The organism is Streptomyces sp. yr375, from assembly GCF_900110755.1.
GTDB lineage: Bacteria > Actinomycetota > Actinomycetes > Streptomycetales > Streptomycetaceae > Streptomyces.
The window spans coordinates 1-18,142 of sequence record NZ_FOFF01000009.1; the positions used below are offsets into that span (position 1 = coordinate 1).

An 18,142-nucleotide genomic window follows, 5' to 3' on the forward strand; every position below is an offset into this window, starting at 1 on the left:
CCGGTCAGTATCCGCACCGTTTCCCCGGTATCGGCATCCCACAGGCGGATAGTGTGATCGTTGCTGGCACTAGCCAGCAGCATCCTGGAGCCCACGGGCACCGGACAGAGAGCGTTAATCCAGGCGGTGTGCCCCTCCAACACGATGTCCTCAGCATGCGGCGCCCCCACCGCCCACACCGCCCGATAGGGAGCAGACGCCCGCCGATCGCGAAAGGACCGTCCCAGTTGCTCGCGCGCCTCGGTGACGGTGAACAGCGCCATCCGCTCTCGAGGGCCCGCCTCCAACGCCTGCGGCGTCTTACGCAACAGCCGAGCTCTGGCCCGCCCGGCGGGCGAAAGAGACGCCTTCGCTGCCGGCACCAGCCGCCGCAAGTCGGCATAGAGCGCATAGGCATCATTTTGTAGCAACTCATCGATGATGCCGCCGCGTGCCGCATGCCCCGGCAACGAACGCAACACGTAACCAGGCACCGTCGCCCACGAAGAGCCGCCGGCGGTATCCATCAAGGCACGCGCGATAGTGCGCTCATCGTGGACCAACAACGCTGCCGCAGCACGGGGCGCCAACAGGGCCTCATTCAGGGCCTGATGGAAGAGCCGGAAACTGCCCGAGCGAGTCGCACTATCACTCGATTCCACCAGGAAGTTGGCAGCCGCCGACCGCGCGAAGCCAAACAGTGCGCCCTCGTCCACCGCCTGCCCCGTCATGGCCTGCACGACCCGCCGCCACAAAGACAGCGTGAGCCCGGGAGACTCTGCATACGCCAACGCGGTCAACAAATCCTGCGCCGGAACCCCCTGCAGGGCAGGCAGCCGGGAGAGATAGTCCCGCAGCGCCGCTTCCACCGTCGAGGTGTAACGCAGCTGCTCTACCGCGATCGCCTCTTGGTCATGCATGCCATGCGAACGGGCCACCAGCCCAGCGATCAGGAAGTTTCCCTGCGCCATCTCAGCAATACGCTGCGCCACTGCCGCCGCGACCTGATCGTCCTGATACGGGCTGTTGACCCGCTCGTCACCCACCAACTGCAGCGTCGCCAACGCATAAGCAACAAGATCATCTGGTGCAAAGAATTCCGGCCCATCCAGATCAATGATCTTCAGCGCACCTGCGAACGGCGCCAGGAGATCTCCCGCATCATCCACACGGCGACTGCCCACCACCACCCGCACACCCAAATCCGCGCAGGTCTCCGCCAAAGAGATCGCCGTCTGCAAGATCACACGCGCATTCTGGGGTGTAGTCGCCTCATCTAAGGCGTCAATCACCACGCAAAAACTCCCGCGGTCATCTTTTCCCAACGCCTCGCGCAGCAGATCCGGCAACTCCTTGACCTGCTCAGGCAAGCGAGCAGAGGCCGCGGTAGCGATCTCACGCGCCACCTCCACCGCCGTCTTATCGCGGGCATGAACGGCGCACGCCACCGACCCCACCGGCGCCCGCACGCCCCAATCCTCCGCGGGTAAGGTTGCTGCGATCTGGGCGTCAGCGGTCGTCACTACCCGACCCAACACCGCGGATTTGCCCACTCCGGGAGAGCCGGTCACCACCAACACCTGGCGTCGATCTCGCTCCCGCGTCGTCATCCACTCGACGACCGCCGTCAACGCCGCACCGCGGCCGCGGAAGCGAAAGCCGCGCTCAGCATCCGTGCTGACCCCCCGCGCCCGTGGACGCCAATGCCGGCCCGACTCCGCATCCCCAGCCAGCGTCCACCCCCACGCCGAGAGCGCCGCATCCCCGGCCGCCTCCACCGACCAGTCCGTCAACAAGCGAAGCTTTTGTTCCGGCAGAACCAAGTCAACCGTCTTGAGCGTTAACGCCCGCGCATCCCCCGAATCGCGGCGTGCCTGCCCCACCAAGCCCACCACAGCGTCGTAGTCGGCCGACCACAACGCAGCACCGCTATAGCCCGGCCGGACCGGATAGCGCGAGGTAGTGTCCAGGCGCACCCAGCCAAATCCGAGCGCCTCACCGACACTGCCATCGGCAGAGTTGCCCAAGACCCCATCGGGAAAGCCAAACGACCACCACGACCGGTCCACCAGGTCACCGGCCGCCGGGCGCCTCAGCCGCGCGACATACTCCGGCGCGATCTCTTCCCTCAGCACCAAGACCGCCACGTCCTGGACGTCCTGCTGATCCGTCGGCGGAGCCACCACCTGCTCGACCGGCACCCGCAGATGCATCAGCTCATCCGCCTTAGGAAAGGTCACCCACAAATCACTACGCACGTCGCCCTTGTCATGGACGACATGAGCGCAGGTGAGTACCCGCCGCGTGTCGATGAGGAACCCTGAGCCCAGCGGAAGCGCGGCATTTGCCGCCTGGTGAATGGCCGTCACCCACACATCCGACGGCGGGCGCACGCCCGGCCGGCGCTGCCCGGTCATGCCGACGCGCCGCCCTCGCCCTCGCCCTCGCTCCCACCGGCACTCGGACGCCAGGTGAGCTTTACCCCAAAGTTCGCCTCCGACGCGGCCTTGGCCACCAGCCAGTTGGCCGTACCGTTGACCTTGATGCCGAAGGACACCTCTACCTCGGCCGGACGCAGCGCAGCGATCTGCGCCAAAATCAGCTGCGCTGCCTCCACCGCTGGCCGTGCAGCCTCATCCACACGGCTCACGACCTGATCGACACTGACCTGCTGCCAGTCCTCCGTTGACTCAATTTCGAACTGGACCAACGTGTCGGCATCCAGTGCATACGACACCACGTGAGATGTCACGCGTCCCCCCTCATCGCCCCTGCTGAGGGCATAGACGGTACCCGCATCCGCCACTCCAGCGCAGCGCGACCTCGCGACCAGCACTGGCCACCACAAGAGAGCTACCGGGCGGCCAACGGACCCGTCCCCCCCCGTGACGCGAGAGTGGATGGGAGTAGCTCTTCCCGGGGCATGATGTTGTAGGGGCTGCATGGCAGCATGCGGGGTATGGGGTTCGAGCTCGATCCGCCCGTTGGTGTCGGCCCGTTGCAGATCGGAACGTCGCGTCACGACGCGAACGATGCGCTGGAGTCGTTGCGTGACCTGGAGGAGGTCTCTGCGTGCGACCAGGCGGGGCGGCATATCTTCCGCCCGAGCGGTTTGATGATCAGCATCGGGTGCATGCACGACCGCCTGGAATCAGTGGAGTTGGGGCGACCGTCGATATCGGTTGAGTACGCGCAGACTCCAGTTTAGGACCCAACAGTAGGTGCGGGCGATCGCGGTACTCATGGTCGTAGCAAGGAGTTCACCTCGGACGCGCGCGATGACGGTTCGAGTGGCCTCGTCGAGGGTTGCGAGGAACGGGTCCGCCATGAGAAAGGAGGGTATCGCGCAACGGGCCGGGGAAAGGGGCGAGACGGGTGTCAGCAGCGGCGCGGTGCCCGAGCCGTCCCTTGGAGCAGACTCAGTCCGCAGCGGGGGCCAGGGGCGGGGTGGGTTCGTTCACGGCCCGCAGCAGTTCCCGCAGGCGCTGGCGGTCGTCGGCGAGGTGAAGTACGCGGTACGACTTCTTCGTGAAGAAGATTCCTTGCACCGGCGCAGCGAGCGCTCCGACGCGCCGGGCTCGCTCTTGGAGCGGCAGCTCGGATAGCCACACGCCACGTGCGGCCACAACGAACCCTGTCATCAGCCCATGCAGGTCCAGTGGCCGCGAGGGGTAGGTCAAGACGTATTGCTCGGCGTGGTCGATGAGATAGCGAGTTGACTCCTCCACCTGCGACGCCCAGCGGTCGCACTCGCCTTGCATCCGGCCGCGCAGTGGTTCGTCTGTCTCGTCGGGGTTCACGTTCTCCAGCCGGGCTGTGGCGGAAAGGATCGTCAGGAGGTGTCCCGAGAAGGCATCCCGCGCGGCCCAGGCCGCCTTGATCCGGACTGACCTGGCCTCAAGGCGTGGAGCGAACCGCGACAGGGCGAACGTGGTCACCATCGCGGTAATCACCGCGATGAGCATCGTCTTCATCCAAGGGTCAAGCACGGGTACTCCGAATGTAGTCCCGGCGTTGTTACCGGACGTGGTGTACGCCGGGGCGATCGATTTCTACCACGCCCAGGTCGTCGCACCGACAGCTGCGGGCTTCAGCATCACTTGGTCCGAGAGCCGCCGAATCGCCGGCTGGATGGGCAGATCGGTGCGTATCGCTCCCCTCAACACGCCGGAACGGTTCACTCTGGCGCACAAAATACTGGCCATGGTGTAACTTCCTCATCGTGAGTGAACACCGGGATGTCATCGCGGAGTTCGGCGACGCCGGTCTCCTGGCTGGCGTGCGCTGGGCGTATCTGGCGGCTACCGCTCGGGCTCTGGAGACGTACTCCGAGGCCGACGGTCACGACGCGGCCTTGCTCGGCAGTCTCAGGTACACGTTGTTCCGTGATCGCCTCGACCGTGTGTTCGCCTGCGAGCGTTACGCGGTGCGTTCCGGCAACGACGACGCCGACCTCGACCTGCTGTACGACCAGCTGTCCGAACGGGACATCGACACCATGCCGCAGCTGGATGCGGGGCTGGTGCGACGAGCCGACCTCAACGGCAGCCCCGGCTGGGCGCACAGCGAGCGCCGATTCCTGCTCGCCTCATGTGACTTCGGAGAACTTGACCGGCTGCCATGGCCCCGGAAGAGCCCGACCAAGCAGCAGGTAGCGAGGCAGCGCAGCCCCGAGCCACCGCAGCCCTCACTGTTTGAAGGCTTGGAGGCAGAGGAGTTCGGAGGCCTGGAGATGCTGGCGACAGAGCCGGAACTGGACCTCGAAACGTACGTCGTGGCCCACACCCTCGACCCTCTCAGCGGACGGACTGAACTGGTTCTCGGGCGTCCCCGCCTCAATACCGGCGGGGGACAGGCATGGCACTGGCGGCACGACATCCTCAGCACACCGCCGTCCGACGGCGGACGCCGCACGGATGACACGCCGCTGCCGACTGGGCCGAACACCGTGCCGGATGCACCCGTTCGCCTGCGCCGGCCCATGGAAGAACGCCCAGGCAACCGTGCTAGTGGTGAAGGGTGAGTTCTCGTACGTCTACGCTCGACCGAGCGGCGGAGGTCGCCGCGCTCTTCGACAGTGCCCGCCTCAAAATGGCGAGGCACCTGGCGGGCCTGCGCAAAAGCGATCTAGCCGCTCTAGTCGACAAAAGCCCAACGGCGGTGGCGGCCTGGGAGTCCGGAGCCAAACGGCCCACAGCCGCCACGGTGGCGCAACTGGCCCTGAGTCTGTCAGTCGACCCCGGCTTCTTCGCGATCCGTGCAGAGGACGTCGCCGCCCTCTGCACGGCACCCCACTTCCGCTCGCTCCGCTCCACCAGCCAGCTGGCCCGGGACCAGGCCTACGCTTACGGCCAGCTCGCCGTGGACATCACGAACAGCCTCGAACGGCACGTCGAGTTCCCGGATCCTGCCGTTCCCAGCTATCCCGTGGCACTGGACGACCCAGACGGCGACGGCCCGGAACGTGCCGCTCAACTCCTCCGCCAGGAGTGGGCGATGGGGGACGGGCCTGCCGGACACATCGTCAGGATGCTGGAAAACCACGGTGTGCTCGTGGTCTTCAGCCCACCGCAGACAGCGTCGGTCGACGCCTACTCGTTCGACAGCAAACTGCGCCCTGTGGTCGTCCTCAACCCCATCAAGCGGGACTACTACCGGCAGCGCTTCGACGTCGCGCATGAGCTGGGACACCTGATGATGCACAGCGACGCAGAGCCGGGCGGGCGCATCGTTGAGGCCCAAGCCCATCGCTTCGCCGCCGAGTTGCTCATGCCGGCCGACCAGATCCGAGACCTGCTTCCCGCCACCATGGGCGGCGCTGCCTGGCAGACACTGGCCCGGCTCAAAGAGCAGTGGGGCGTCAGCATCCAGGCACTTCTGTACCGTGCGCGATGGCTCGGCAGACTCAGCGACACGTCCTACCGCAACGCTATGACGACCATCTCGGCCCGTGGTTGGCGCCGGAACGAGCCGGGCTTGATCAGCGCTATCGAGCAGCCGTCCCTCTTGCCAAGAGCCGTGGAGTTGCTGACGCAAGAAGGCATCGACGAGTCTCAACTGGTGACGCAGTGCCGCATGCCGACGGAGCTGTTCCGCACGGTGACGGCCCGGACGCCGGACAGCGAATCGCCTACCCTGGCACCGTCGCCAGGCAGCCGCCAGCAAGCGAGCGGGCGAGTGATCTCCCTACTGGAGCACAGAGGGCGCCCCTAACTCCACGAAACCGCACAAAAGTGCCACCAGTCCGCATGTGGAAGGCAGCTGGAGCAACCTGATCGTCACTGGCCACTGACGTCCAGCCCCGTACGTCTTTCGTCCTTCGAATCGGGCGGATAGCCCTTGGCGCGCAGCCAGCTGTCAAGGGCGAGCGCGACGATGTCGCCGTGGGGGATGTCGGTGTCGGCGTTACAGCGGCGGATGCGGCGTTGGAACTGGAGGACCTTGGGGACGGCGTAGTTGAGCTGTCCGCGTTTTGTGTGCCGGTTACTGATGATGTCCATGGTGTCGGCGTGCGGCGTGAGGACGTCGTCGCGCGGCTGGAACTCGGCGTCGAGGGCGTCCGCGATTTCACGTAGTCGGGCGGCGTAGGGGGAGCGATCAGGCACGAGAGCTGCTCCAGTCGGTCTGGCTAGACGGATAGCTATCCGCCTATTGGGCTATTGGAATAGTCGGCAGGGGCGGCCGCACCCCGACACGGGGGCGGCCGCCTTGTGTACTGCGGTCGGGTTTAGAACCCGCGAGCGGTGAGCCACTCGTCCAGCGCGACAGAAACGATGTCGCCGATGGGCAGGTGGTCGAGTTCGTTGTCCAGCGCGAAGCGTTTGATCCGCTTCTTCAGCTTCAACGCGGCGGGGACCGACGAGTCGAGACTCTCGCGTGTGATGATGCGCTGGTTGAGGACGACGGCGGCCTCGGGGATGTTTTCGGGACGGCCAGGACCGTGGGCGTAGGGTGCCCCCTCGCTGGGCGCCTCCTGCGGTCGAGTGTCCTGTGCCTGTTGGGGTGCAGGAGCGTGGGTCCTGAACGGGAACGCCGTACTGGCCGCCGCCGGAGGGACCGCCTGGCGGACGGCGACCTCGGCGGTCGGCGCCGTGCCCGAAACTGCGGACGCGGCATGGAACGAGCTGTGCAGCCCATCGAGTTCGGCTGACTGATCGGGCTGGCTCCCAAGCGCTCCAGACTGGGGAGCCGAGGCCACCGGCGGTGGCTGCCGCTCGGCCAGGCCGTCGGCGGATTCCGTCCCCACCTCGGCAGTATCGACGGTTTGTGCCAGATCCTGAGCCTGTGCCTCGAAGGCAGCCGCAGCAGGAGCGTGCTGAACCCGCGGTGCGCCAGCAGCAACCACTTCGCCCTGGTCGGTGGCCTGTTCAGCGGCGAACTGCTCTGGCGTGAGCTCGGCAGCTGGCGGAGGGGGCGGCGGGGTCGTCTTCTTGGCCCCGCCCAGGGCCCGCCCGCTGGTGCGACGGGCCGGAGGCCTCTGCCTCTCGTTCTTCTCGCTCATGCCTCGGTCAGCTCCTTCACCAGCTCGGCGTACTCGCTCAGCTCCGTCGGGATCTCGCCGAAGGCCTCCATGTAGTGCACCCAGGAGTGGATGGTGGTCTCGGCGAGCGGGAACGCTTCATCGCGGCCCGGGCCGATGCCCTCGCCCTCGGCGGGCTCCAGCAGCTGGCCCTTCGCCCGGCTGGGCAGGCTGGTGCGGTCGTCGGCCTTGACCATGACCACGTGGGCGGTGACGCCCTGCTCGTTGCGGGCGGCGGCGCGCTCGGCCTCGTCGAAGGTGGCCACGAGCTTGCGGCGCTCGATCTTGGTGGGGGCGACCGGTACGAGCAGCAGGTTCGCCTCGGTAACAGCCTCGTGGAAGATCCGGGCGCTGCCGCCGCCGGCGTCGACCACGATCGCGCCGAACTCGGCCCGCTTGGTACGGATGTACTCAGCGATGTCGTCGAACGGGTACCGCTCGACCACCAGGTTGGCGGGGATCTCGAAGCCGGCGGCCTGGGCGACCTTGAACCAGTCGTAGGCGGACTGGCTGGTCGCGTCGGCGTCCAGCAGAAGGGTCGGTAGGTCGAGGACGACGGCGTAGTAGAGCGCGATGAACCAGGCGGAGGTGGTCTTGCCGGTGCCGCCCTTGAGCATGCCGACGACGATGACGAAGGCGTCCCAGGCGCTGGCTGTGGCTGCGGCCAGGGTCTTGGTACGGGTGTTCTCACTCACGTGTTGTTGATCTCCTGAATCGGGAAAGGTGCGTTGACTTGGGCGCGCCAGCCAGAAGGCCGCCGTCCAGGGGGACGGGTGCGGTCGGAGGAGGGGCTCGTGCTGCAGGGCGGGATCCGAGATGGCATGCCCTCGGTCCCGCAATCTGCCGGGCCTGGCCGGGGAACCGCGCGGGGGTGCTCATGACCGCCTTTTCGGGGTGCGGGCCGGTCCGTGGTTGTGCTGGGGCCGCATGCGGGTGCCGGCTTGGTGCAGGAGCCGGTAGACGGTGGCGACGGAGTAACTGCACTCCTTGGCGAGTTCCGGAACCGTGGTCCCGGCCTCGTAGCGCGCCCGCAGGGACATCGCAAGCCTCTGCCGCTCGGCGTTCTGTGCTGCGGAGCGCATCCGCAGCGTCTGCTGCGTGGTGCGCACGGTGCCGCCGGCCTCGATCAGCAGACGTCGGGCAGCACGCCTCGTCTCTCCCGCAACCGTGGAGAGCTCGGTGAGGGTCGCGCCGTGCTGCTCGTACAGGGTCCGCAGATGGGCCGCGAGGCGTTTGCGTGCCTGCGGGTCCTGATGCATCCGACGTGTTTGCCACGACGTGCGCATCATGGTGCTGGCCTCGTGTAGCCGATTGAGGACCGTGCCATAGGACAGGCCACTGCTCGCCACGAGTTGGTCCACGGTGGAACCGGACTCGTACTGCTCCCGAAGTGCTTGCGCGGTGTCCTGATCGTCGTGATCGGCCTTGGGTGGAGGGGGTGGGTTCACGCTGCGGACTCCCATTCGCTGCGGGCTTCGGCATGGGCGGCGGCCAGCTCGTCGTAACTGCGCTGGTCGGCAGGGGTGATGAGGATCAGCCGTCCATCGGTGGCGATCCGCCAGTCGGGAGCGGCGCGGCCGGTGACCGGATCGAGGACACAGCCGTCCGGGGCGTGCCACGCGGTGGGAACCTCGTCGGGGCGTGGCGCGGGAACCACGACCTGGCGTCCGTCGCGGACGAGAACCACGGCCTTGCTGCGGTGCTCCGACAGCAGCTCCAGCGCCCGTTGGTACGCCGCGCGCTCGGCGGCATGCACCGCCTTGCGCCGGGACGCGACGCCCGCGGTCCCGTGCCGCGTCGCGACTGCGTCCCAGCCGCGGGCCGGCTCGGCGATCTCTTCGGCCGCAGCCTCCGGAGGGAGGTCACCGAAGCCCTCCAGAGCATGAGGTGCCAGGGTCCAGGTCTCACCGCTGTGGTGGACAAGGCCGTGGTCGGCCAGGCGCCGCAAAGCGCGGTAGAGGGTGGCGCGGGAGACGGAGGACGAACCGACAAGCTCGGCGACCGTCTGCGCCGCACGGGCGTGCAGTGCAGCGATGATCACCAGTGCGGCGCTGCCCAGACCGTGGTGGGCGAAGGCGTCGTGGCCCATTAGCCGGCTGATGACGGTGGAGTCGAGGTCGGCCGTCGTGCCCGTCTCAGGGGTGGGCCACTCCTCAAGTGCCGGGTCGGGGGGGTACTGAGTGGTCCGGAAACGAGATTGGGGAGCGGGGATGCTGTGGTGGTCGGCCTTGCCTTCGGCGAGGTACCAGGTCGAGCCCTCGCGGCCTTGGCCGACTCGCAGACGTCGCAGCCAGCCTCGCGGTTTGAGGACGGTCTCGTAGACGACCCGGAGGGTCGTGCGGGAGATGCCTGCCTCTTCTGCCGTCTGCCGCTCGCTGGCGTGGTGCAGAGGGCCGCCTGCGATCTCGGCGAAGTTCAGATGCGCACGCAGTACCCGCAGCGCGGTCCGCCCACGTTCCCCGCGCCAGGGCGTCGTCTCAATCCGGTCACGTAGCGCGGAAAGAACTTCGTACGTGTGCTGGCGCGACTCCATGAGTCTCGTGCTGCTGACCGCGGCCGAGGCGCTGGTCCATACCCGGCGGATGTAGTCCAAGGCGCGTGCCTGCCCAGAGCGCAGCACGATGTGCCGAGCGTGCCGTCCGCCCTCGTGGTCGGGATGCAGCAGCAGCCGCGTCAGCTGGTCGACGGTGCCGCCGGCGCGAGCGACATGGCAGGCGATGGCCGCCGTGATTCGGTGCCCGTGTTCGGCCGCGCCCTGACGGTCCGCGCGCAGGACCAGGGTTTGGCCGTCGGAGGCGAGCTTGCTGTAACTGCCCGCCGCATAGCGGCCGGTGAGGTCGCCGAGCAGAATGAGATCGGCTGCGGCCGTAGGCAGCTGGTGAGGGCCCAGTCGCTCGCCTGGGTGAAATGGCCGTCGGGAAGAACCTGTCTGGTGGGTGCTGTGTGGCACTGTGGGGTCGTCTCGCAAGGACGTGGACGCCACTCAGGCCCGCTAAAACCACGGGTGGTGTCCGGAACCGACCTCCAATCGGTGCCAAGCGAAGCCTCCAGGATTGCCGTCCTGGAGGCCTTCGTATGCCTGGCCCCGCATCAGAGGCAGGCGTCCCCATCGCGGCTCGACCGAGAACGACTCGGAGGGCCGCCCGAGGAGTCCTCACCGGTTCGACACGGTCCTGACCTCGGCTGATTCGGGGCCAAGCAGAGGGCGATTGCCTCTGACTGGCTCCGAGCAGCTCGGGTCGAACCCGGGTCGAATCAGAGCGGTTTCCTCTGACTGCCTCCGATCACCTCTGCAACCCGTCCTAGCAGGTCACAACCGATACGGCTCGCAAAAGCGCAGGTCACAAGGGTGCTCAGGAATACCCGGCGTACAGCCCGACTCGTCTGCCGCCAAGGGGCCCTGACCAGCGAAAATACTGGTCAGGGGCCCTTTTGTGCCGGATTGGCGGGTCTAGTCGAACCGCGGTGCGTACCAGTTCAAACCGGACCTCGCGGCTATGAACGTAGCCACCAAGGTAGCCATGAAGGTAGCCACCCACGCGGCTACTTCGGGCACTCGTCCTGATCGCTGGGCTGCAGTGATTCCGGGGAATTGGTCGAGTCGGAGGGCTTCCTGATGCCGGCAGAGGGTTCTTGATCCCTTGAGATGGGCTCTCCTCGTATCGTTCGGAGGGCCCGCTGAGCAGGCAGGATGAGGCGGGCGCCACGCGATGGTTCGACCACGTGAAGTTGTGGTCCGATGTCCAAGTCGGGCGGTGTAAGGGGACGGCAGGGGCCTGGTCGCCGTTCGTTTGGCCAGGCTTGCTTGCGGCCTGTAAGCCCCGCCACCGGCCGCAGCGGCTGGGATGACGCGGACGACACCAAGGCTGACCGTATGGGCACCAGAGGATGGAGGCCAGGCGCTCCGGTATCCGGGCATCGGGAAACCGGGCACGGCGTCCGCTGCCGCCGCCGGCGATCACCCGTACGACTGCGAGTACCGCCAGGTACCCTCAAACACATCGTCAACGCGGCCCGACGGGCTTCCGCTCCACCCCGGTGGAGTCTCGAAGGACATGCCCCCACCCGCACGAGTCTCTTCGTGCTGCCTGGGGGAAGTCCTTGCTGTTCCGCGCGTCCGCGAAAACGGTCGCCGTCATGGCACTCGACGGTTCACTGTTCCTGCACCTCAACGACCGGTTCGTCCACATGCACGGCTATCAGCCCGGAACCTCGGAGGCGCGTTCCTGGGAGCGCAGCATCCCGCTTCTGACCGCCGCGCTCAACGAGGCCGGCCTGGGCGACGTCGAGGTCATGCTGGAATACGCGCTACCGCTGAACAGCAAGCGTGCCGACGTCGTCCTCGCCGGCCTGCACCCGGTCACGCAGGAACCGTCCTATGTCGTGGTGGAGCTGAAGCAGTGGAGCCAGGCGGCTCCGCACGAGGACGACCCCACCCTGTGCCATGTCGACGCCTACGCGCACCCCGTGCTCAACCCGGTCGAGCAGGTGCGGCGGTACTGCGACTACCTGGTCAACTTCAACGGCGCGGTGGCCGAGCACGGCGAGCGGATCCACGGAGTGGCCTTCCTGCACAACGCCACCGAGCTCGGGGTGGCGGGGCTGCGGGAGATCGAGCGCGACGGGCAGGCACTGCTCTTCACAGGGCAGCGCCGTGGCGCGTTCCTGGACCACCTCCGGTCGAAGCTGAGCGACACGCAGTCCGGTGTCCATGCGGCGGACGAACTGCTGGCGGGCGCCACCGTGCCGTCGAAGCAGTTGATGTCCGTGGCCGCCCAGGAAGTGCGGGAGCGACAGCAGTTCGTCCTCCTCGACGAGCAGCAGGTCGCCTACCGCATGGTGCTCAACGCGGTGGAGAGGGCGAAGCGCGCCGACCACAAGGAAGTCGTCGTCGTCACCGGCGGCCCCGGTACCGGGAAGAGCGTGATCGCGCTCCAACTGCTCGGCGAGCTCTACCGGAGGGGCGTGGCCGCGGTCCACGCGACCGGCTCGCAGTCGTTCACCAAGACGATGCGCAAGGTGGCCGGCTCCCGGAAACGAGAAGTCCAGGATCTTTTCAAGTACTTCAACAGCTTTATGACCACGGAGAAGAACAGTCTGGGTGCTCTGATCTGTGACGAGGCGCACCGCATCCGGGAGACCTCCGCCAACCGCTACACCCGCGCGGCCCTGCGGACCGGCAGGGCACAGATCGACGAGCTCATCGATGTCGCCCAGGTACCGGTCTTCTTCCTCGACGAGCATCAAGTGGTGCGTCCCGGTGAGATGGGCACCGTGGACGAGATCCGTGCGGCCACGGCCAGACGGGGCATCGACTGCCATGTCGTGCTCCTGGAAAGTCAGTTCCGCTGCGGAGGCAGCGACGCCTACCTGCGTTGGGTGGTCCGGCTCCTCGGTCTCGAGCCCGGCGGACCGGTCGTGTGGCAGCCCGACGACCGCATGCAGTTGCTGGTCGCGGACAGCCCTGGAGAACTGGAGGCGTTCCTCGACGCCCGCCGCGCCGAGAAGTACGGTGCCCGGATGTCCGCGGGCTACTGCTGGCGGTGGTCCCCCGAGCCCAAGCCCGGCGATCCACTCCCTCCCGACGTCGTCATCGGGGGCTGGGCCCGGCCTTGGAACCTGCGCGGGGACCGGTCGGTCTCCGGCGCGCCCCCGTCCGCGCTGTGGGCCACCGACCCTGCGGGCTTCGCGCAGATCGGCTGCGTCTACACAGCCCAGGGGTTCGAGTACGACTGGTCCGGCGTCATCATCGGTCCGGACCTGGTCTGGCGAGGTGACCGCTGGGTCACCGACCGCACCGCGTCCAAGGATCCGGTGTTCAAGAAGGCCACACCGGACACCGATGTGGACCGTCTCATTCGGAACACGTACAAGGTGCTGCTGACGCGGGGGATGGTCGGCACGATCGTGTACTCGACTGATCCGGAGACCCGGGAGAAGCTGCGGGAACTGGTGTCAGGCCGATCGGAGTCACGGCCTGCCGCGATCGAGGAGCCCCTTCTACGGCGGTGAGCGCGTATATCCGGCCATGATCTCGGTGCTTCCAGCCGACCGAGGTGTCATATGCGCTGGGAATGTGGTCACTTCCCTAAGATCCCAGACGTCATTGCGGCCCGACGGGCTTCCCTACGTGGACACGCCCCCATCCGCACGAGAGTCACTCGTGCCCTGGGGGATCCACCTCGTGTCCATGCTCCTGCTGAAACTGGCAGCGCGGGATCTGCTGAACCTGAACTCAAGACGCCGGATGGTGCCCCACCTCGCCGCGAGGTGGAAGCACTTCCTGAGCACCGACGCTTCGTTGCCTGAACGTTCCGCCTGGGCAGAGAGCCTGGTTCATCTTGCCGAAGATCTGGTCGCCGCCGACCGTGGGAACGTCGAGATGGTCGTCGAGTGCGCGGCCACGCTCGACGAGATCGACCGCGTCGGGGGGCCGCAGCTCATCGACGTAGTCCTCGTGGGCCATCATCCCGAAGAGAACGGGCTGTCCGTCCAACTCGTCGAGCTGAAGCGTTGGTCGACGGTGACCCGGGTGGAGCGAGCCACCGCCGAACTGGTGCACGTCCCTGGTATGGGGGAGAAGAAGCATCCGGCGCTGCAACTGCGCGAATACTACGAGGCGTTCACGGGTGAAAGAGGACCGCTGCACGGACTGGACTACGAGTGCGGCGGCTTCGCCTATCTGCACAACGCCACCGACGCCGCAGTGCTCCCACTGGTCGGCGTGGACGCGCCGACCGGTTCCTACGCCCGTGTCTACACCAGCGACCGCCGCGCCCAACTGCTGTCGGACCTGCGGAGCAGCTTCGCCGCCGACGGTGCCGCCTCGGCGGCCGAGATCCTTTTGCAGAGCCTGGGCCTGCGCAACACCCCGTTGCTCGACGCCATGATCCGCTCCAGCGGCGAGGACACGGTCTTCACCCTGCGCGGCCGCCAGAAGAAGGTCGCGGACGAGATCCTCGAGAGGGCCGCCAAGGTGCTTCCCGATCCCCGGCGGCCCGCGCTCCTTCCCGACGAGCGACGGGTGGTGTTCCTCGTCACGGGCGGTGCCGGCACGGGCAAGAGCGCCATCGGCCTCCAGCTCAAGGCTGAACTGGAGGCGGAGGGCCGCACGGTCAAGTACGCGAGCGGCAGCAGGGCCTTCAACGGCGCACTGCAGGAGCATGTCGGCTTCGGCGACCGGGAGTTCAAAGAGTCCTTCACGTACTTCAGCAACTTCGTCAGGCCGCCCGACCCGCCGCTGGACGTGCTGATCTGCGACGAGGCCCACCGCCTGCGCGACCGCTCCACCAACCGCTTCTGGAAACCCGAGGACTGGGGCACCAAGCCTCAGGTGGACGAGCTCCTCGACGCCTCCCGGTTGACGGTGTTCTTCCTCGACGAGGGTCAGTCCGTGCGCCCGCAGGAGGTCGGCACCGCCGCTCTCGTGGAGGACGCGGCACGGCGCTACGACGCCCACCTCGTCCGTAGCCGTCTGCGGGAACAGTTCCGGTGCGGCGGCAGCGACGCCTACATCCGTTGGGTGAAGGGCGCGCTGGGGGTGTCGGACGCGGAGCCGGAGCTGTGGACCCCGGACGGGCTGATGCATGTCGAGGTGGTGGACAGCCCGGAGGAACTCGAGCGAATCATCCGTTCCGAGGCAGGGGCGGGAGCCTCCGCGCGCATGGTCGCCGGATACTGCTGGCCCTGGACGAAACCCCTGGGCGAGGAGAAGCGGCTCGAACCCGACGTCCGGATCGGTGACTGGCACCGGCCCTGGAACGCGGACAGCGACTCCTTCTGCGAGAACAAGACCGTCCCGCCTTCCAAGATCTGGTCCGTGCACGAGAACGGTCTCGGTCAGATCGGCTGTGTGTACACCGCGCAGGGCCTTGAGTGGGACTGGTGCGGGGTGATCATGGGCGACGACATGGTGCGCCGGGGCGACCGCTGGGTGTTCCGCCGGGGCAAGGAGAGGGCGGACAAGGAGGCGGGCGTCAAGCGGGTGGCCGTTCCCGGGTCGTTCGATCCCAAGGTGAAACCGAACAGCGTCGAAGATGACGAGTTCGGCCGCCTCGTCCGGCACGCGTACCACGTGCTGATGACCCGGGCGAGCCGGGCGACCGTGCTCTACTCGACGGACGAGGAGACCCGGGAGTACCTGAAGGGGCTTGTCGGCGACGTCCAGATACACGGTCTGCGACCCACCTGGGAGAACCTGCCGGAGCCGGCGCGACAGCCACACCTGCCCCGCCCCGGCCGAGGACGGCGCCGCCGCAGGAAGCGGCAGAAGGACACCCCGCCCGGAGAGCTGCGTCTCTTCTGACAAGGGGACCAGCATGTGGAGTGGCGGGCTCTCCCGGGCCCGCCACCTGCCGGTCAGAAGACCAGGCGTGCTGCCGCGGTCAGGGCCGCCATCAACAGGTTGATGACGACTCCCACCGCGACGTCGACCAGAATCTGACGAATCCGGTCACGACGTGCAAGCTTGTACTCAACGGGGTTCATCGGTTTTCCACTCCTGAGCGTGAGCTGGGAATGGCAGGGATCGCCCTACCGGGCATCCGCAGTCACACCGCGTGAGACACGCGATGGAGACCACTCGTCGCTCATCGCCGAGGACAGGCACCTGGAACACCGCCGACGTACCCTCCGGGAAGGTGCGCAGCGGGTAACCACGTTAGTGCACGCGCCAGTTGACGCAGACCGATTTAGGATGTCGCAGTGCCTTCCCCCGGCTGCCGGACGCGACGCGACCGGACGCGATGGCACCTGGACAGGGCGTCGCCGGTCGCGGGACGACGGTTGGATCGGAATGACCTGGCTCAGCTCCGTGTGATCCTGTTGAGATCGCAAAGAGTCCGGTGGTAGTCCAGGTGTGCTTCGTCGGTGTGATGACCGTTGTGCTGACGAAGCCGTCCCACTGACTCGCCCCCGTGCGTATGCTTCACGATGCCGTCGACATCGACGAAGATTTCGAGCCCGTCGAAGAGAACGTGGTGGTTGGGGCACAGACAGAGCAGGTTCGGCAGCTCGTCCGGACCGTTGTGAGGGTTCCCGAGCCCGCGTATGTGAGCGGCCTCGCTGTACGGTCTGCGCTTGTACTGCAGGCGTGTTCCGCAGACCTGACAAGCGTGGCCATGCAGTTCCTTGACCCGTGTGGCGATCGCGGCATCGCGAACAAGCTGTGAGGAGGTGCGCGTCCGTCGTGCAGCCGGACCGGCCGCTCGCTCGGTCGCAGCGGCACCCTCCTGGTCGTCAGCGCCCTCGTCCCCGTCAAGCAGGCCATCAGCCGTGGCGTATCCGGCGAGGCCTACCCGGTTGAGCAACTCACGCCGGTCGACGCCGTCGAAGTACGTGCTGCACACCTTGATCACGGCCTGCAGACGGATGAGGGGGTCCCTCAGCAGCTCAGCGCTCGTGTGGGTGAGGCCGGCGACGGGCTGGATCGTGTCGAGGGTGCCTGCTCCCGGCGCAGAACCGGCGTCACGCTCTGTCCCGTGCACCTCCCAGAGACCACTGCCACGCAGGTGCCAGAAGGGGTACTCGGGGTGACTTTGGAACCGGGGAGCCCGAACTCGGCGAGGAGCGGACTCACCTCCGCCCGGAAGAGGGCCCACGGTGTCAGGCGTGGCCTGTCCGCGGAAATCCGGGATATCGCCCACAGCAGAGCCAGTGGCTGGTGGCGGCTCGGCGTTTTGCTTCCTGGTTGACGATGAGTGTGGAGGGAGCCCAGTCGCTCCAGCAGACCCTCCGCGGTGAGCTGGTCAGATGTGGCTGAAGGCGACGCCGGCGGTGGGGAAACTTTCGGCTGGCTCTTCGCCGGTAGAAGTGGGAGAACGCTGTGGGCTCTCGGGGGACCGCAGCGTAAGGCTCCACAGAGGTGCCGTAACGCTCAGTTGGTGCAGCACGGGCGCTGCGAGGACAGGAGTGGGAAATTCCTCGACGTCTCCCAGCGCCATGATGTGTTCCCAGGTGGCGTCGTCATCGTCAGCTCCCCAGACCCTCCGTGCCACAGGAGAGCTGGTGAACAGGTGGAGAATGCATGCGCGAGCGAAGAAATGGTTCGCCGTGTAGAAATACACGTCGTCACCGACACGACGATCTCGCAGGGCTCGTGCTTTTTCGTTATTGACTTGCGCGGTGGGAGTGGCACCCCACAAGCGAGCGATTCCGTCTGGATACAGGGAATTCAGTGTGGTCGCCTGGTCACCGAGCACATCCTGGATGTCCGCGATCTGGATGCCCTTGTGTACCGACTTGGCGAAGTTCTGTGCCCCTCGAAGCCGAGCCCCGCCGCGAGGCTGGAGAAGTATCTGCGGCTCCGCCTGCTGCGAGCGGTCCGAGGCGGTGGTTCCGTCCTCCACGTCGAAGCCGAGTGCTCGCAGACGGTGTGCCACTGTGCGTGCACCTCCGCTGAAGTCGTCAGCCGACAGCAGAGAGCCGACTGAGTACAGATGGGCTACGCCGGCTATGGCCTTCGAGTCGTAGCTGTCCCCGTCCACGACCAAGACGTATGTCAATGCCCGGCCGAAGCCGTATCGACGGCGAAACGTTTCGCGTCCCAGGCGCTGACACTCCGCGACCGCAGCCAGCACGCCTGCACGCGTGATATCCCCGAGTCCCATGCTCAGGACATTAGTAGGTAGGTATGACAAGTGCTGC

The 18,142-nt window shown here is 66.9% G+C and carries 17 protein-coding genes; 6 read left to right on the forward strand and 11 right to left on the reverse strand.

What is annotated here, in order from left to right:
- Both BMZ82_RS12115 and BMZ82_RS12120 read right to left on the reverse strand, forming a co-directional pair.
- Nucleotides 1-2,396 (reverse strand): serine protease (locus BMZ82_RS12115; RefSeq protein ID WP_177244464.1); only part of this gene is annotated, 2,396 nt, incomplete at its 3' end.
- Entirely contained in the window at nt 2,393-2,731 is a 339-nt protein-coding gene (locus tag BMZ82_RS12120) for a CU044_2847 family protein (RefSeq protein ID WP_177244465.1), read from the reverse strand. The genes BMZ82_RS12115 and BMZ82_RS12120, both read right to left, overlap by 4 nt.
- A gap of 207 nt (nt 2,732-2,938) precedes the next feature.
- Between BMZ82_RS12120 and BMZ82_RS12125 the strand changes: the two genes are divergently transcribed.
- Nucleotides 2,939-3,187 (forward strand): hypothetical protein, encoded by a 249-nt coding sequence (locus tag BMZ82_RS12125; protein ID WP_093774742.1) that lies wholly within the window; start codon nt 2,939-2,941, stop codon nt 3,185-3,187.
- Nucleotides 3,188-3,398: 211 nt separating this feature from the next.
- On the opposite strand, the gene BMZ82_RS12130 is transcribed toward BMZ82_RS12125, so the two are convergent.
- Nucleotides 3,399-3,953: a hypothetical protein gene (locus tag BMZ82_RS12130; RefSeq protein WP_143098846.1), complete on the reverse strand. Its 555-nt coding sequence runs from the start codon at nt 3,951-3,953 to the stop codon at nt 3,399-3,401.
- Here BMZ82_RS12130 and BMZ82_RS12135 point away from each other — a divergent pair.
- From BMZ82_RS12135 to BMZ82_RS12145, 3 genes are all read left to right on the forward strand, one after another.
- Nucleotides 3,937-4,191 carry a hypothetical protein gene (locus tag BMZ82_RS12135; RefSeq protein WP_143098847.1) on the forward strand — a complete coding sequence of 85 codons (255 nt, stop codon included), beginning with the start codon at nt 3,937-3,939 and terminating at the stop codon, nt 4,189-4,191. The genes BMZ82_RS12130 and BMZ82_RS12135 overlap by 17 nt on opposite strands.
- Before the next feature lie 10 nt (nt 4,192-4,201).
- Nucleotides 4,202-5,002: a hypothetical protein gene (locus BMZ82_RS12140; RefSeq protein ID WP_093774748.1), complete on the forward strand. Its 801-nt coding sequence runs from the start codon at nt 4,202-4,204 to the stop codon at nt 5,000-5,002.
- Between the two features lie 68 nt (nt 5,003-5,070).
- On the forward strand, nt 5,071-6,192 hold the full coding sequence (locus BMZ82_RS12145) for a helix-turn-helix domain-containing protein (RefSeq protein ID WP_177244472.1): 1,122 nt from the start codon (nt 5,071-5,073) through the stop codon (nt 6,190-6,192).
- Nucleotides 6,193-6,257: 65 nt separating this feature from the next.
- On the opposite strand, the gene BMZ82_RS12150 is transcribed toward BMZ82_RS12145, so the two are convergent.
- From BMZ82_RS12150 to BMZ82_RS12170, 5 genes are all read right to left on the reverse strand, one after another.
- Nucleotides 6,258-6,584 carry a hypothetical protein gene (locus BMZ82_RS12150; protein WP_093774752.1) on the reverse strand — a complete coding sequence of 109 codons (327 nt, stop codon included), beginning with the start codon at nt 6,582-6,584 and terminating at the stop codon, nt 6,258-6,260.
- Nucleotides 6,585-6,706: 122 nt separating this feature from the next.
- Nucleotides 6,707-7,480, reverse strand: a complete 774-nt coding sequence (locus BMZ82_RS12155; RefSeq protein WP_093774754.1) for a hypothetical protein — start codon at nt 7,478-7,480, stop codon at nt 6,707-6,709.
- Nucleotides 7,477-8,193, reverse strand: coding sequence for a ParA family protein (locus BMZ82_RS12160; RefSeq protein WP_046495955.1), 717 nt, complete (start codon nt 8,191-8,193; stop codon nt 7,477-7,479). Before BMZ82_RS12160 ends, BMZ82_RS12155 begins: the two co-directional genes overlap by 4 nt.
- Nucleotides 8,194-8,373: 180 nt before the next feature.
- Nucleotides 8,374-8,961, reverse strand: a complete 588-nt coding sequence (locus BMZ82_RS12165) for a helix-turn-helix domain-containing protein (protein WP_371271197.1) — start codon at nt 8,959-8,961, stop codon at nt 8,374-8,376.
- The gene (locus BMZ82_RS12170; protein ID WP_256251868.1) at nt 8,943-10,448 is read right to left on the reverse strand and encodes a transcriptional regulator; all 1,506 of its coding nucleotides are present in this window, start codon (nt 10,446-10,448) and stop codon (nt 8,943-8,945) included. The genes BMZ82_RS12165 and BMZ82_RS12170 overlap by 19 nt, the downstream gene beginning before the upstream one ends.
- A gap of 1,151 nt (nt 10,449-11,599) precedes the next feature.
- On the opposite strand from BMZ82_RS12170, the gene BMZ82_RS12175 reads away from it, so the two are divergent.
- Both BMZ82_RS12175 and BMZ82_RS12180 read left to right on the forward strand, forming a co-directional pair.
- A complete protein-coding gene (locus BMZ82_RS12175; protein ID WP_093774756.1) occupies nt 11,600-13,510 on the forward strand; it encodes a DUF2075 domain-containing protein in 1,911 nt (636 codons plus the stop codon).
- Nucleotides 13,511-13,688: 178 nt separating this feature from the next.
- On the forward strand, nt 13,689-15,803 hold the full coding sequence (locus tag BMZ82_RS12180; RefSeq protein WP_093775031.1) for a DUF2075 domain-containing protein: 2,115 nt from the start codon (nt 13,689-13,691) through the stop codon (nt 15,801-15,803).
- A 53-nt stretch (nt 15,804-15,856) separates the two neighbouring features.
- Here BMZ82_RS12180 and BMZ82_RS41730 read toward each other — a convergent pair whose 3' ends face one another.
- The 3 genes from BMZ82_RS41730 to BMZ82_RS40655 form a co-directional block, all read right to left on the reverse strand.
- Nucleotides 15,857-15,985 carry a DUF6408 family protein gene (locus BMZ82_RS41730; RefSeq protein ID WP_093774758.1) on the reverse strand — a complete coding sequence of 43 codons (129 nt, stop codon included), beginning with the start codon at nt 15,983-15,985 and terminating at the stop codon, nt 15,857-15,859.
- Nucleotides 15,986-16,302: 317 nt separating this feature from the next.
- Entirely contained in the window at nt 16,303-16,983 is a 681-nt protein-coding gene (locus BMZ82_RS41735; protein ID WP_256251869.1) for an HNH endonuclease, read from the reverse strand.
- 261 nt (nt 16,984-17,244) lie between these two features.
- A complete protein-coding gene (locus BMZ82_RS40655) occupies nt 17,245-18,105 on the reverse strand; it encodes a ScoMcrA-related endonuclease (protein ID WP_177244467.1) in 861 nt (286 codons plus the stop codon).
- Nucleotides 18,106-18,142: the final 37 nt, after the last annotated feature.

Coding starts and splice junctions, on each gene's coding strand:
- BMZ82_RS12180 (WP_093775031.1), top strand. CDS start 13,689: ATGCTCCTGCTGAAACTGGCAGCGCGGGATCTGCTGAACCTGAACTCA.
- BMZ82_RS12130 (WP_143098846.1), bottom strand. CDS start 3,953: ATGAAGACGATGCTCATCGCGGTGATTACCGCGATGGTGACCACGTTC.
- BMZ82_RS12125 (WP_093774742.1), top strand. CDS start 2,939: ATGGGGTTCGAGCTCGATCCGCCCGTTGGTGTCGGCCCGTTGCAGATC.
- BMZ82_RS41730 (WP_093774758.1), bottom strand. CDS start 15,985: ATGAACCCCGTTGAGTACAAGCTTGCACGTCGTGACCGGATTCGTCAG.
- BMZ82_RS12145 (WP_177244472.1), top strand. CDS start 5,071: ATGGCGAGGCACCTGGCGGGCCTGCGCAAAAGCGATCTAGCCGCTCTA.
- BMZ82_RS40655 (WP_177244467.1), bottom strand. CDS start 18,105: ATGGGACTCGGGGATATCACGCGTGCAGGCGTGCTGGCTGCGGTCGCG.
- BMZ82_RS12165 (WP_371271197.1), bottom strand. CDS start 8,961: ATGGGAGTCCGCAGCGTGAACCCACCCCCTCCACCCAAGGCCGATCAC.
- BMZ82_RS12135 (WP_143098847.1), top strand. CDS start 3,937: ATGAGCATCGTCTTCATCCAAGGGTCAAGCACGGGTACTCCGAATGTA.
- BMZ82_RS12155 (WP_093774754.1), bottom strand. CDS start 7,480: ATGAGCGAGAAGAACGAGAGGCAGAGGCCTCCGGCCCGTCGCACCAGC.